We start from the raw sequence: 12,972 nt of genomic DNA, 5'->3' as shown, positions 1-12,972 counted from the left end.
CCTAATTTAGAAATAAAACGCCCCGATTAAAGCAATAATGTCAAATATGTCAGAAATTAAGACTTTAGAGTCCTAATATACTTGACTTTACGTAGAAAAACTTCTTGCTCAAAAACATAATTATGTCCCCCTTTTGTCTTTACCGACAATTTCACAAAAATTATTTTTATCTTCCAGCGCTATTTTTCAATGCGCCGGTTGATTACGAAGTTATTATTACATGTACCAATACTTAGTGTCAAATAGTCAAATTCCCAAAAGGGACCAAAAAAAGCCGTTTTTAAGTTTGAATTTAATTTGAATTTTTAAATATAAAAATGTGTTTTTTGTCTTAAAAGCCGATTAGACCACAATTTGTTATAGTTTTATAATAAGATATAATGTATTCAAACCATAAGAATTGGAAAAATTCGATGTCAAATTTCGTAAATACGCTATATGAATATTGACTTTTTTATTTTTAAGAATGGCCCTTACAAATCGCTTTTATAGCGGCATTAGCATCCAATTTTCGCGTAATTACAAGTAATTATTATACTGAGTTTCCTAAAATCAAAGTGCCGCTTTTATATCGGCAATGAAACCGTTTTCTATAAAACAAATGAATTCTCGGATGAATTTAGCAATTTAATTATCAGGTTTTCCCCATTCACTTATGCAAACGCTGCTTCAAAAAAATTAGAGTGTTTCTTCCATTCGATCATCAAATTTATTCTACCATAGGAAAATATTGTCACTACAACCATTTTTAGCATCTTTTAATTAACCTATACCAATTTTAAAGCATTAAATTCATATTTGCTATAATCCTTTGTGCTAGCTGAACAACCACAATATTTTTATTAAATCTACTCAGTACCACCTTAGCCTGTAGTTCATTTAAAAATTTAACTAAAAGCCATTTATATTGTAATTTGGTCTAGATCATTGGCTAATTTCTAATCAATATTGGAAAAATATTTTTATTTTTAACTTGAAATCATTTTGGAAACGAAATGATAAAAACGGCCGTTTTTAGCGGTATATAGTTGTAGTAATAAAAATGTAAAATCATCGCAAATTTTCATTTTAGGTAAAAAAGTCAAATTTTGTAAATTTTGACCCCTAATATTGGAATTGAATTATTAGAACTGACCCGTTATATTTAAACTATTGAGTTGGCCATTATTGTTCAAACATATTTTTGGGGGGGAATACTGCAATGCGTAATATACCAAAAAACAAGCAACAGCAATTAACGCAACAAGGTAACAAGGTCGTTCGATTCCGGATGTACAAGACAGGAAAATTATGGGTGATTGCTGGAACGGCAACATTAGCTTTACTCTTGGGCGGAGTCGGAGCTAGTCAAGTACAGGCCGCAACAAGCGTCACACCAGCAACAAGCTCAGTCACTACTGTGTCCGCTAATGCTACACCGGCAACAGATTCTGCTAGTGCCAGCACGCTACCTACTAGCACAGCCGCAACAACCAGTACAGTCAGCGCAGCAACAACAGCCACTAGCACTGTGGCAAGTGCTACGCCTACGTCAGCAGCAAGTCAAGCGAGTAGCACATCTGATATATCACAAGCCGCTACAAGTGCACAAACAGCAACGACGGTGTCCAGTACGGCAGCAACTGGTGCTGATACCGCGCCGGCTACAAGTACAGCAGCATCGACTACAGCAGAGGTAACATCTGCGGCAACACCGGCTTCAAGTGCCAGTGCGGCTCCCGTAGCATCAGACCAAAGTCAAAGTAAAACCTATCCGACGGTTGACGGCGGTGCAGTCTTTAACAAGGCACTATTCAATGATACGGATGTTGCCGTTGATACCAATCCTGATGATGAAGCCTATCTTGGTAACGATACTGATAAATTAGTGGTTGTTCCTACTGGTGAAGGTGAAACGGCTAAGAACGCTTTACCATCAGCCGGATCAGCTACAGCGTCGACTACAACCGATATTAACTTAGTTGTAGTCGGCAGCTCTGTAGTTCAGGCAAATAAATTTGGTGAGGACGGTAAATACCTCCACGTTGTGCTACCGAAGGATCTACAAGTTACTGTAGGTGGCAAAGCAACTGTTATTTCTAATCTATCGGTTGATGTTTCTCAGCTTTATGTGATCTCGCACTTAGCCGATTCATTAGATGCCGCATTACGAGCAGCCAGCGCTATAGTTGACGGAGCAAGTTGGTTAACGGGACTGCGAACTAACTTTGCTGCAGTCGAACAGCAGTTACAGATCGGTCAACAAATCAAAGACTTAGGTCAGCATACCGTTACAGTTGACGTACAACGCTTCGGTAGTAATAACCTATTGTTAGATTTATCTGGCATTGATGGTAAGGCCGCAACGATTGCTGACGAGGTCAACGTTTTAATCGATCGCTTAGGTGCAGCAGCCAAAACCTTCACGATCACTGGTGGTTTCTTTGGTTCCGCAACAATTGCCTCCAGTCTAGCTCACAGTGTTGCTGATCCCTTGATCAATGCCGCAATTAGTTTGGCAAAACAAATGGTCAGTACCAAAGGTGAATTCATGAATCAAATCGCTAGTGCCAGTTTCTTGGGTTCAACGACGGTCACTATTCCCTTAGTAGTGACAACACCACAGGTCAAAAATAAGCGGGCTTATACCTTTGGTGCACGGTTTGCAACCGTTAATTTATTCGACTTTACACCAGGGTTAAGTTGTCCCGATGTTAGCTACTTGTACTATGAGAATACGCAGCAAGGCACGATCGCACCTGCAACTTATACGATCGGTCAAAATACAACTATTACCGGTGCTTACACTGGAGATGTTACTCACGCTAACTTATATGTGAACGATCAACTGATCAGCACCGGTGGTACCTTCACCAACGGCAATTTCAGTTATGTGGTTGCTCCAGGCATAATCAATTCTGTCAATGATATTGTAGAATTACAGGCTCTGGCAACAGATAACACCGTTTTAGATACCGCACAGGTCAATCTAGATGAAGTTGGCACGATCGCCGTTAACGACTATACGATCAATCAAGACACCACAGTCACTGGGTCTTATACCGGCAATGTTAAAGCCGTCATTTTGTTAGTTAACGGTACAACAGTGGGTAACGCCACCGCAGCAAATGGCACTTACACCATCACTGTAGCAAACAATACCATTACTAATCTTACCGATAAAGTTGTTGTCGTTGCTTATGGGACTGGTGCGACAGAACTAGATCACGAAGATGTTAAATTAAACAAGAAAACCGAAACTGGAACCGTCACTGGTAATACCTACACGATCAACCAAGATCAGCGTATTACCGGTAGTTACACTGGTGATGTTAAAACGATTATTTTACTAGTTAATGGTACGGTAGTAGGCCCAGCTACTATGACAGATGGCAATTTCGCCATTAATGTCCCTGTAGAAAAGATCAACACTATAAAGGATTTAGTTATTTTACAGGCTTACGGAACTGATCAGACAACGCCACTGGATACCGCCGCCGTTAATTTGGGCATGGTTTATACTGGCGAGATTGCTGCTAAAATCTATACGATCGGTGACCATGCAATCACCGGTAGTTATGCTGGTAATATTAAGAGTGCCGTTTTACTGATCAATGGTGTCCAAGTTAGTACTGGCGGGACCTTTGAGAATGGCACCTTCACCTATCCAGTTGATGTGGCAATTGGCTTAGGTGATAATGTGATCTTGCAGGGGCTAGATGCTAACGGGACGGTTATCGCTACGACCGATATCAAAGCCCAGCCTGCAGTTACTGAATCTGGCTTCGGTACGATCAACTGCTTCAATGGCAGTGATGTTATTACCGGTGATTACACTGATAACTACACTGGCGATATGAGTTATGCGATCGTGTATGTCAATGGTGAATTTCTGACGATCGGCGGCACCTTTACTAGAGATGAGCCAGATAATCCGGATAATCTGCATGGAACATTTAGCATCCCCATTGATCCGCTAGATCTACAGGCTGGTGACACGATCACGATCGAAGGTTACACCGCTACCGATGAATTAGCTGATTCAACTACGCTGCAAGTAACCGCTGATGGTCAAACAACGACACCGATTGATACTAACACTGCAGTGCAAGCCTAAAGCGATCATACTAAAAACAGCCATTAACGGTGGGACCGTTAATGGCTGTTTTGCTGTCCACTCATAATAGCTAATTGGCTGGTTGCCGGTTTCTTTCTAATTACTTTGTCTTTAGCCAATCATATAAGCGCTTAAATCAAAGTGACCTAAACTTTATGTTCTCAGCAAAGCAACGATAACTAGTCCCATTTGCTATAAGCAAAATATCGATCTTGTATTGTGCTTAGTGTATGAAGCGAGCCACATAGTACATAAAAAGTGATAGGTGGCTTGCTTTTAATGATCATGCTATATGATTATTGATCAAGGCGCTGATTCAGCTGCTGCAAAATTGCCGCTAAGCTAGCGCACTGCTCCGTAGAAAGTTGTTGTTGCACTTTCGTCTCTAGTTCCTGGAAAATTTGCTGGATCTGCTTCACAATATTTTTTCCAGCTGCAGTTAAATAAAGCTGCTTTTGTCGTTCATTTCCGGCAGGGATTTTGCGCGTGATGTAACCTTTAGTTTCCAGTCCCTTCAAAATATTCGTCACCGTTGCCGTTTGTTTACCTAGATAGGCGGCTAATTCCTTTTGAATTGTGCCGTTGTGGCCGGCAATATAGTTCAGCGTGCGAGCTTGATATTCGTTGAGGTTAAGCTTGCGTAGCCGGGTAAGTACAAAATGCTGTTGCTGTATACTCAGCCGATATAGCTCCTCGGTCAAACTTGTTGTTACGCCTAAGTTCATGGTCAACACTGCCTTTCTTTTCAGTCTTAGTTTAAACTACAACAGTTGTAGTTAGTTTTATAGTTGTAATTACAACTAAAGGAGGTCTTCCTGTGTCTTTGACCCGTGCACAACAACAAGCAACGATTACTGAATTCAAACAGAATCTGCAACTCTCTGGCTTAACGACCACCACCATTGCCCATGATCTACACACGGACCCGGACACGATCGTGGCACTTACCCAGCTACGCACGCAAGCAATTGAAAATCCATGGATCTTGCGTAATTATTTATTACAGCAAATCAGCGCCGCCGGTAAACAGCCCGTGCCATTCACGGCTTTGGTCGGCGATTATCATGATTATTGGTTCCTTAATGCTAAGAAAATTGAACGTGGCGTATTGTAGAAAAACAGCCGATTCAATCGCGAATCGGCTGTTTTTGCTTGCTCAAGTTACACTTTTTGATGCCATCTATCCCAAAAAATCGCACCGACACCAATTAAACCGGCCACGATGGCTAATACTAAAAAAGAACTAGTACTTTTAGGAACAAGGCCTAGTTCTTAACTACAGTTGATTATCTTTTAGTGTTTTTTATTCTGCTTATGCGCAAACATTTATCTCATAGTCAGTCTCTCTCCGTACGGTGTTGCACATATCTAGCAGTTAAATCGGCACCAGGAAGCCCAGGTTGGTCTATTGCATTTTTTACTCGTTGTTTTAATAAATCCACAAACATTAGTTCAAGCTCTGCTTCTGAATACGTATGTTCATGCAGATTAGCCGTTGGTGTAAATGGCATACCTTTTTCGCGAGCAAATTGTTCAACAAACATATTAATTGCTGCTGTCAATGAAATACCTAAGCTTTCAGCCACTTGATCTGCCTTTTTTTTCGTTTGTGCATTCACGCGAATTGTGAAAGATACTTTTTTATTAGTTTCTTGCATCTTTACCGCCTTCTCACCTATATGATACCTATACGATATCATATAGAATACTAAACTCTACAAATTAGCATTCTTTTCATAATAAAATAATGACGATGACCGTTTTAGCTGTCAGATCAATTGCGGTCACTTTATAGCAATATTATCTCTACATTTAAAAAGCTTGGGTGTCCGCTTGATCGTTCAGTCGGCGCAAACAAGTGGTGTCCCCCTGAAAAACTTGATAAGCTAGCGCACAAAAAATAAAGCCACTTCCACTAAAAAAGCCCGCATTATCTGCGAGCCCCCACTTAACTATTCAATATTTAGGATCCACATGAAACCTAAGAAAACGAAGAATAACGCGTACATCAGCGGATGCACTTCTTTGCCTCGTTTAGCTGCTAACATGGTGAGCGGATAGGTGATGAAGCCTAACGCGATCCCATCAGAAATACTGTACGTCAACGGCATGCCGATCACGATCAAAAAGGCCGGAATCGCGATTTCCATTTTGCCCCAGTCGATGTGCTTCAACGATTGGGCCATTAAGACACCGACAATGATCAAGGCTGGCGCAGTCACTTGGTTAGTCACCACTGACAATAATGGCGAGAAGAACATGCCTAAAATGAAGAACACGCCGGTCACCACTGCCGTCAAACCAGAACGACCCCCAACGGCGATCCCAGCAGAAGATTCAACGTAAGCACCAACTGGTGACGTACCCAAAATTGATCCGGCCAGCATGGCAGTGGAATCGGACATTAAGGCCTTACCGACCCGGGACATTTTGTTATCCTTCATGAAACCTGCTTGCTGTGCCAAGCCGACTAAGGTGCCAGCAGTATCAAAGAAAGTCACCAGCAAAAAGGTCAGTACAACCACCCACAACTGAATCGTGTTGATATCGCCAATATGCATGATGCCAACACCAAAGGTTGGTGCTAAGCTTGGTGCACCGGCGATCCAATGACTAGGTAGCGGGATCAATTTGGTGATCAGTCCTAAAATAACGGACAACACCATGCCGATAAAAATCCCGCCTGGCACGTGTTTGACCATTAAAATAGCCGTCACTAGCAAACCGAAAACCGTCAACCAAGTGGTGCCGCTAAATGAACCTAACCCCACTAAAGTTGATTTATTTGCCACGATCAAGCCACCGTTACTTAACCCAAGAAAGGCGATAAACAAGCCGATCCCACTGGAAATCGCATACTTTAAATCACTGGGGATCGCATCGATGATCATTTCCCGTAACTTGAACACTGTGATCAACATGAAAATCAACGACGCGACGAACACCCCGGCCAGAGCCGTTTGCCACGATACTTTCATCCCAATCACTACAGAGTAAGCAAAAAAGGCATTGATGCCTAACGCCGGCGCAGTGGCGATCGGGTATTTGGCCAACACCCCCATCAACAAGCAGCCTAACGCGCTGGCCAAGGCAGTGGCGGTAAATACTGCCCCTTTGTTCATCCCTGAAGCCCCAAGCACGCTAGGGTTAACGAACAAAATATAGGCCATGGAAATAAACGTGGTGAAGCCGGCTAAAATTTCCCGGCGCACCGTGGTATTTAACTCATCTAACTGAAAATACTTTTTAATCGCTGTCACAAGCCATCCCATCTCTCCATAGAATTTCACAACAGCTTCCATCATAGCATAGCTTTTTCAGCAAATGAATAGGCTGACCCTAAAAACAACGGCGGCCACGCCGACAAATAGAAAAGTAACACCGTATCACCATATAAATGTTCTAACAATTGTATTTTAGTAACCCCTAACTTCAACCGGATTTACGCTTAAGCGCGCATAGATCAAGCCGAAATAACATTCTGCTCAGGCCTGTGTATTTTGATACGGATTCGCCAAGTGATTGGCCTGCTTCTCCGCAACTGCAAAGGCAAGTTCTTGTGCAACTACGCCGGCAGCATTGGGCGCACTGTACAGCCCTAATTTATAGTCGATCTCGGCTAGGTTTTGCGCGATTTGTTGTTGCTGTGCGACAACGGCCTGGCGATGTTGCCGCAATAAGGTACGCCGCTGTGCAACCGAAGCCGGCCCCGCCATCACGTAATCAATATACTGCCGAATCGCTTTAATTTTCATTCCAGTATTCTTCAAGCAACAAATCGTGCGCAACAAATTCAGATCTCCTTCGGTAAATGCACGGTAGCCCGCTTGATCACGTACCACAAACGGCAACAAACCTTGTTTATCATAAAACCGCAGTGTATACACGGACAACCCAACCTTAGCCGCCACTTCTTTGATCGTATAAGTCATTTAAATTCTCCTTTTTACTTGCCTTAGAGTTATGTCTAAGGTTTAACATCGTTAGCATAACCTAAATAATGGCAACAAACAACTTATAATTAACGAGGCGCTTTAACAATGCACAAAACAGTATTAGTCACAGGTGGTAATGGCTTTTTAGCGCTCCACCTGATCAAACAATTATTGGCTGGCGGCTATTTTGTCCGCACGACCCTGCGCACACTGGCTAAAAAAAGCGCGGTGAGCGCAGCTTTACAGGCCAATCACGTTCCTCACCTAGAGCGGCTCACTTTTGTCAAAGCCGATCTGACCCAAGATGCCGATTGGCCGGCGGCAATGGCTGGCATCACTTATGTGCTTAGTGTCGCGGCACCGGTTTTTGTCAATGGCAACACTGCCACCACCGCCGTTGCCCAAGCCGCCACTGCCGGCACCCTGCGCATTCTTAAGGCTGCTGCAGCCAGCGGCGTCAAGCGCGTTGTGCTGACCGCTAACTTAGGTGCGGTGGGCTTTAGCAACAAAGATCCGCACCACATCACTACCGAAGCTGACTGGACGGATCCTGCTGAACCTGGTCTTTCACTTTATGAACGATCTAAATTAATAGCCGAAAAAAGTGCTTGGGCTTACCTTGAGCAGACGAACAACCAGCTAGAATTAGTGACCGTCAATGCAGGCGCCATGCTAGGCCCAGCCTTAAGTGATCACGTTTCTGGTAGTTTCGGTCTGATCCAGAATTTTTTAGACGGCACATTAAAACGGATCCCGAATATTGCGATCAACCTGATCGATGTGCGCGATGTTGCCGCAATGCACATCCAAGCAATGCGCACCCCAGCCGCAGCCGGTAAACGTTTCCTGGCCGTTAATGACGACCCGATCGCCATGCCAGCAATCGTACAACTGATCAAAACGCAACGACCAGCTTTAGCCGCTAAGCTGCCAACCAAACCGTTGCCTTCCTGGCTCATTCGGTTAGGTGCGCCGTTCAATCAGCGCGTGCGGGAAGGCCGCCTATTACTGGAATTAAATCACCACGTCAGTAACCAACGCGCCAAAAGCCTACTCGGCTGGCAACCACTGCATAATAATGAAACTGCAATTCTCAGCGCCGTTGACACCTTGATCCGTACTGGCCAAATTAAAAATTAACAGCATTAAAACTAAAAAAATAGTGACCGCAGGTTGTATGCCTACAGTCACTATTTTTAATGTCAAGCCTTGATCAAAAAGTGATGGTCTCAGTTTGATGTGCAGCGGTCACATCGACCGAATTGAAATCAACAGTAAAGAAAGCACTATGTGCCGCGTAAGCAGCCGTCGCCGGGAACTTATCGAAGTAAGTCTTTTTCATTGTTTCAGTTGGCGTGACCTTTTGGATCTGGGCCTGCTTAGCCCGTGCAAAATTCTGCTCACCCACTGCCTGTGTCGTAAAGGCCGCCGCTGAATGTGCCGCGATCTGTGCTGCTTTAGGTGAATCCGCACCAGTCATAAATAATAATTGATGCGTCGTAGGTAGATAAACAAATAAAACGATTCGAACATCTGGTGCTTGGCCGTCAACAGCTAATGTGGCGATCGATACCTCAGTTGCTTCTTGCATAACTTGCTTAAATTCAGCTTTTGCATTCACTGATCATGCATCTCCTTGATATAAGATAATGCGCATAACGTAGATAAAACTAACAGTTTGATCACAATACTGAGCCTCATCTAGCTTTATTATACTGTGTGGCAATACAATGTCCATTATAATGAGTGTTTAAATTATTGTGCTTTAACTTGTAATCATTCTGTTGAAAGCAAGTCTGCTAAAATAAAGATTACATTGCGAAAGTAAGATAGACCATAATCACTCAGAAAATTATTATTTGATAACGAAGTAACAATTTTGTGTGAAGATCAAAGTATCAATGGTCCAGATAAATCCTGTACTTCCTTAACACCAACATGGATAACCTTATTTTCATAATGATTACCTAAATTGTAAAAACGTAAACTATCCAAATTAGGATTGATTATTGTGGTCAGTTCTTGACGCATTTTAGCAAACGTCAAATCATCAATCAAACATTCATAAACTGAATTCTGCACACGTTGCCCATAACGCAAACAAGTTTTAGCAACACGGTTTAGCCGACGGGTGCCACCCTCAGAAGTAATTGCAATATCGTAGGCCGCAACAATTAACATCTTCCTCACCTACTTCCATAAAAACGGTGGATATGCATCTAGATCACCACGCAAATATCGCGCTAACAGTAACGCCTGACAATATGGCACTAAACCCCATGCAATCTTTTCGTTTAAATACGGATGAACAATTGTGTCCTGTTTACGCGCCTGCCATTCAGTTAAGAAACGTTTTCGTGCCTCATCACGTAATAGAACAGCCCCATTTTCCTTTTTCTGAAAATCCTTTGCTGAAACAATACGCTTATTAATCAAGCGTAACACAAAACGGTCAGCATAAACCCCACGCAACTCTTCCATTAGATCCAAAGCCAATGATATTCGTCCTGGCCGATCCTGATGCATAAAACCAACATAAGCATCCAGTCCAACTGTTTCCAATGCAGCCGCAGTATCGTGTGCCAATAAAGTATATGTAAACGAAAGCAAAGCATTTACATTGTCTAATGGTGGCCGTCTATTTCGTCCGTGAAATTGAAAATTATCTTTTTGCTGTAGAATCAGTTGATCAAATAAGCTATAATACTGCGTTGCAGCATTTCCTTCTATACCTCGAATTGTTTCCAAATCCACACACTGAATAATTTGTTTTGTAACTTCCTTAAATTGACTAGATACTGACTTAAAACGTGGTGTATCAATAACTAGTCCATGGTCACGTGTTGCTCGCTCAAGCATCCAGCGTTGATTATAGATCTTACCAATAATAAAATTACGCGCAATTAAGCTACTGGCCGTTAAATTTTCGGCGATGTGATATTGCCGTTTACGTAAAACAACATTGCCTTTACTTATGCCAATAACCCGACCTAAAAATTTGCCCTGCGGTGATAGAAAAGTCATAGGAATCGAGTGTTGCATGCACTCACTCATAAGCGCCGGACTGGCTCCTGAGCGACCAAACGTCACAACACCTTCCAAATTAAGTAATGGCACTTTCCCTAGAACTTGTTCATCTGCCCGAATTCCTATATTTCCACCATCCAAAAATAAATATGCATTTGGCGTTGTTACAAATAATGTATTCAATAATTTCTTCATTCATCCAGCCTCCGCCGCAAATAACTTTCTACGGTTTGTTTAGACAACAGCTCTGGTAAACATATATCGACTAATGAGCAGCTTTTACACCAAGCCCCCGTCTTTACTTTAGGTGTATACCGCTTGGTCCAATATTGATGCATTAGGGTCATCGTCTTAGCGAGTTGTTCACGTAATTCTGCAGTAAATTTAATTATTTCACGGCGCCTTGTTTTTTGATAAAAAATACCACCAGAAGTTATTTGACACCCAAGCATTTCTTCTAAACAAACAGCCTGTGCCAATAGCTGTAATGTATCAGATAAATCATATTTTTTATGTCCATGTTTGTACTCAATTGGTTGAGGTAAATACTTTTTCTTGCTGCCAAAAATTGATATTCCGTTTGGTGTCTCAGTAAATTCAACAATATCACAGATCCCAGTTAATCCTAACTCACACGAATGTACAGGCAATGAGCGTACAATCAATTTATCATTACGTTTCTCTCGGATTTCTGGTTGATCGGCCTTGGTATGTAATATCTGTCCATCGAATGTCAATAGGTTATCCTGCCATGCTTGCTCAATATGGATCAGGGCCCATTGTCGCTGACAAAAGCGAAAATGTTGAATTCCTGAAATCATCAAAAAATCGTCTTCTCTATATTCCAAGTGCATCATCCCATTAATAATTTTAAAATAACAAAATGCTTAAATCTATACTAGCAATCGCTCAGCGATATGTAAACGCTTTATTTAAAATCAATTTTAACCTGATCAACAATGCCTACACTTGGATATGGCTAGCACAGACTCGATAATAATGATAGAATTTCAGTGATGATACTAATCTGGTAAAAATATCTGTGTAGTGCGAACGAACAGTCCCCATAATTTATCAGGCCGTTTCGCACCTAAATTATGGCTTCTTTTGTAATCTTCTTGCACTTCATTACTTTTTGTTCTCTACCAAATAGTATTATTCACAAGATATAGGGAATAAGTTGCATTTAACCCATATTTTGCGGTCGCACTCTTTATGGGTGCGTGAATTGAAATAAAGAACACTTAGTTAATGTGATACATTTGCTTGTCGCACTCTTTATGGGTGCGTGAATTGAAATCAAACTGACGCAAGTCAGTTACGTTTGAGCAACGCGTCGCACTCTTTATGGGTGCGTGAATTGAAATCAAACTGACGCAAGTCAGTTACGTTTGAGCAACGCGGTCGCACTCTTTATGGGTGCGTGAATTGAAATATCTTAATGATTTTGATATTGATAGATACGTAAAACGTCGCACTCTTTATGGGTGCGTGAATTGAAATATTGCCATTTAAAGCAATGCGCACTTACACTCCAAGTCGCACTCTTTATGGGTGCGTGAATTGAAATAAAAATAAATAAGTTCAGTCGCTAGCTCCTTCGAGTCGCACTCTTTATGGGTGCGTGAATTGAAATTTTTTCTGCAATAATTGGTGCGGTAGTATGGCTAATGTCGCACTCTTTATGGGTGCGTGAATTGAAATTTGTTCGAGTATAAGGGAGAGTAGACGATGGCTAAAGTCGCACTCTTTATGGGTGCGTGAATTGAAATATCCGACAATGTCTACTTTTAGAAAATAAGGTAACGTCGCACTCTTTATGGGTGCGTGAATTGAAATCACCAATCACACCAGCAATCAGCCATTGCGGTATGTCGCACTCTTTATGGGTGCGTGAATTGAAATCCGCAATAT

The 12,972-nt window shown here is 42.0% G+C and carries 11 protein-coding genes and 1 CRISPR repeat array; of the genes, 3 read left to right on the top strand and 8 right to left on the bottom strand.

Annotated features, from left to right (window positions below; translation table 11 throughout):
- The first annotated feature begins 1,201 nt into the window (after positions 1 to 1,201).
- The gene (locus tag FFM78_RS11500) at positions 1,202 to 4,096 is read left to right on the top strand and encodes a KxYKxGKxW signal peptide domain-containing protein (protein WP_137638565.1); all 2,895 of its coding nucleotides are present in this window, start codon (positions 1,202 to 1,204) and stop codon (positions 4,094 to 4,096) included.
- Between the two features lie 296 nt (positions 4,097 to 4,392).
- On the opposite strand, the gene FFM78_RS11495 is transcribed toward FFM78_RS11500, so the two are convergent.
- Entirely contained in the window at positions 4,393 to 4,821 is a 429-nt protein-coding gene (locus tag FFM78_RS11495) for a MarR family winged helix-turn-helix transcriptional regulator (RefSeq protein ID WP_137638564.1), read from the bottom strand.
- Between the two features lie 92 nt (positions 4,822 to 4,913).
- Here FFM78_RS11495 and FFM78_RS11490 point away from each other — a divergent pair, with 92 nt between their 5' ends.
- Positions 4,914 to 5,210, top strand: coding sequence for a DUF2316 family protein (locus FFM78_RS11490; protein WP_137638563.1), 297 nt, complete (start codon positions 4,914 to 4,916; stop codon positions 5,208 to 5,210).
- A gap of 223 nt (positions 5,211 to 5,433) precedes the next feature.
- Here FFM78_RS11490 and FFM78_RS11485 read toward each other — a convergent pair whose 3' ends face one another.
- From FFM78_RS11485 to FFM78_RS11475, 3 genes are all read right to left on the bottom strand, one after another.
- On the bottom strand, positions 5,434 to 5,754 hold the full coding sequence (locus FFM78_RS11485) for a type II toxin-antitoxin system RelB/DinJ family antitoxin (RefSeq protein WP_171001892.1): 321 nt from the start codon (positions 5,752 to 5,754) through the stop codon (positions 5,434 to 5,436).
- Positions 5,755 to 6,048: 294 nt separating this feature from the next.
- Entirely contained in the window at positions 6,049 to 7,368 is a 1,320-nt protein-coding gene (locus FFM78_RS11480) for an NCS2 family permease (RefSeq protein ID WP_137638561.1), read from the bottom strand.
- A gap of 213 nt (positions 7,369 to 7,581) precedes the next feature.
- Complete coding sequence (locus FFM78_RS11475; RefSeq protein ID WP_137638560.1) at positions 7,582 to 8,028, bottom strand: MerR family transcriptional regulator; 447 nt, start codon at positions 8,026 to 8,028, stop codon at positions 7,582 to 7,584.
- Between the two features lie 108 nt (positions 8,029 to 8,136).
- On the opposite strand from FFM78_RS11475, the gene FFM78_RS11470 reads away from it, so the two are divergent.
- A complete protein-coding gene (locus FFM78_RS11470; protein WP_137638559.1) occupies positions 8,137 to 9,171 on the top strand; it encodes an NAD-dependent epimerase/dehydratase family protein in 1,035 nt (344 codons plus the stop codon).
- 73 nt (positions 9,172 to 9,244) lie between these two features.
- On the opposite strand, the gene FFM78_RS11465 is transcribed toward FFM78_RS11470, so the two are convergent.
- The 4 genes from FFM78_RS11465 to cas4 form a co-directional block, all read right to left on the bottom strand.
- Positions 9,245 to 9,652 (bottom strand): pyridoxamine 5'-phosphate oxidase family protein, encoded by a 408-nt coding sequence (locus FFM78_RS11465; protein ID WP_137638558.1) that lies wholly within the window; start codon positions 9,650 to 9,652, stop codon positions 9,245 to 9,247.
- A gap of 269 nt (positions 9,653 to 9,921) precedes the next feature.
- Complete coding sequence (gene cas2 / locus FFM78_RS11460; protein ID WP_137638557.1) at positions 9,922 to 10,212, bottom strand: CRISPR-associated endonuclease Cas2; 291 nt, start codon at positions 10,210 to 10,212, stop codon at positions 9,922 to 9,924.
- Positions 10,213 to 10,221: 9 nt separating this feature from the next.
- Positions 10,222 to 11,253, bottom strand: a complete 1,032-nt coding sequence (gene cas1c, locus FFM78_RS11455; RefSeq protein ID WP_137638556.1) for a type I-C CRISPR-associated endonuclease Cas1c — start codon at positions 11,251 to 11,253, stop codon at positions 10,222 to 10,224.
- Positions 11,250 to 11,906, bottom strand: coding sequence for a CRISPR-associated protein Cas4 (cas4, locus tag FFM78_RS11450; RefSeq protein WP_223877065.1), 657 nt, complete (start codon positions 11,904 to 11,906; stop codon positions 11,250 to 11,252). The genes cas1c and cas4 overlap by 4 nt, the downstream gene beginning before the upstream one ends.
- Before the next feature lie 355 nt (positions 11,907 to 12,261).
- Positions 12,262 to 12,963: direct repeats of the CRISPR family, unit length 32 nt; unit sequence GTCGCACTCTTTATGGGTGCGTGAATTGAAAT.
- Positions 12,964 to 12,972 lie beyond the last annotated feature (9 nt).

Origin of the sequence: Loigolactobacillus binensis (assembly GCF_005405165.1) — a bacterium.
GTDB classification, from domain to species: Bacteria; Bacillota; Bacilli; order Lactobacillales; family Lactobacillaceae; genus Loigolactobacillus; species Loigolactobacillus binensis.
Note: the sequence above shows the minus strand (reverse complement) of the source record. Positions and strands in the feature narration are given on the sequence as shown.

What these genes read in the sequence shown, in the direction of transcription:
- FFM78_RS11495 (WP_137638564.1), bottom strand. Translation starts at nt 4,821, where the DNA reads ATGAACTTAGGCGTAACAACAAGTTTGACCGAGGAGCTATATCGGCTG.
- FFM78_RS11500 (WP_137638565.1), top strand. Translation starts at nt 1,202, where the DNA reads ATGCGTAATATACCAAAAAACAAGCAACAGCAATTAACGCAACAAGGT.
- FFM78_RS11480 (WP_137638561.1), bottom strand. Translation starts at nt 7,368, where the DNA reads ATGGGATGGCTTGTGACAGCGATTAAAAAGTATTTTCAGTTAGATGAG.
- FFM78_RS11485 (WP_171001892.1), bottom strand. Translation starts at nt 5,754, where the DNA reads ATGCAAGAAACTAATAAAAAAGTATCTTTCACAATTCGCGTGAATGCA.
- FFM78_RS11470 (WP_137638559.1), top strand. Translation starts at nt 8,137, where the DNA reads ATGCACAAAACAGTATTAGTCACAGGTGGTAATGGCTTTTTAGCGCTC.
- cas2 (WP_137638557.1), bottom strand. Translation starts at nt 10,212, where the DNA reads ATGTTAATTGTTGCGGCCTACGATATTGCAATTACTTCTGAGGGTGGC.
- FFM78_RS11475 (WP_137638560.1), bottom strand. Translation starts at nt 8,028, where the DNA reads ATGACTTATACGATCAAAGAAGTGGCGGCTAAGGTTGGGTTGTCCGTG.
- cas1c (WP_137638556.1), bottom strand. Translation starts at nt 11,253, where the DNA reads ATGAAGAAATTATTGAATACATTATTTGTAACAACGCCAAATGCATAT.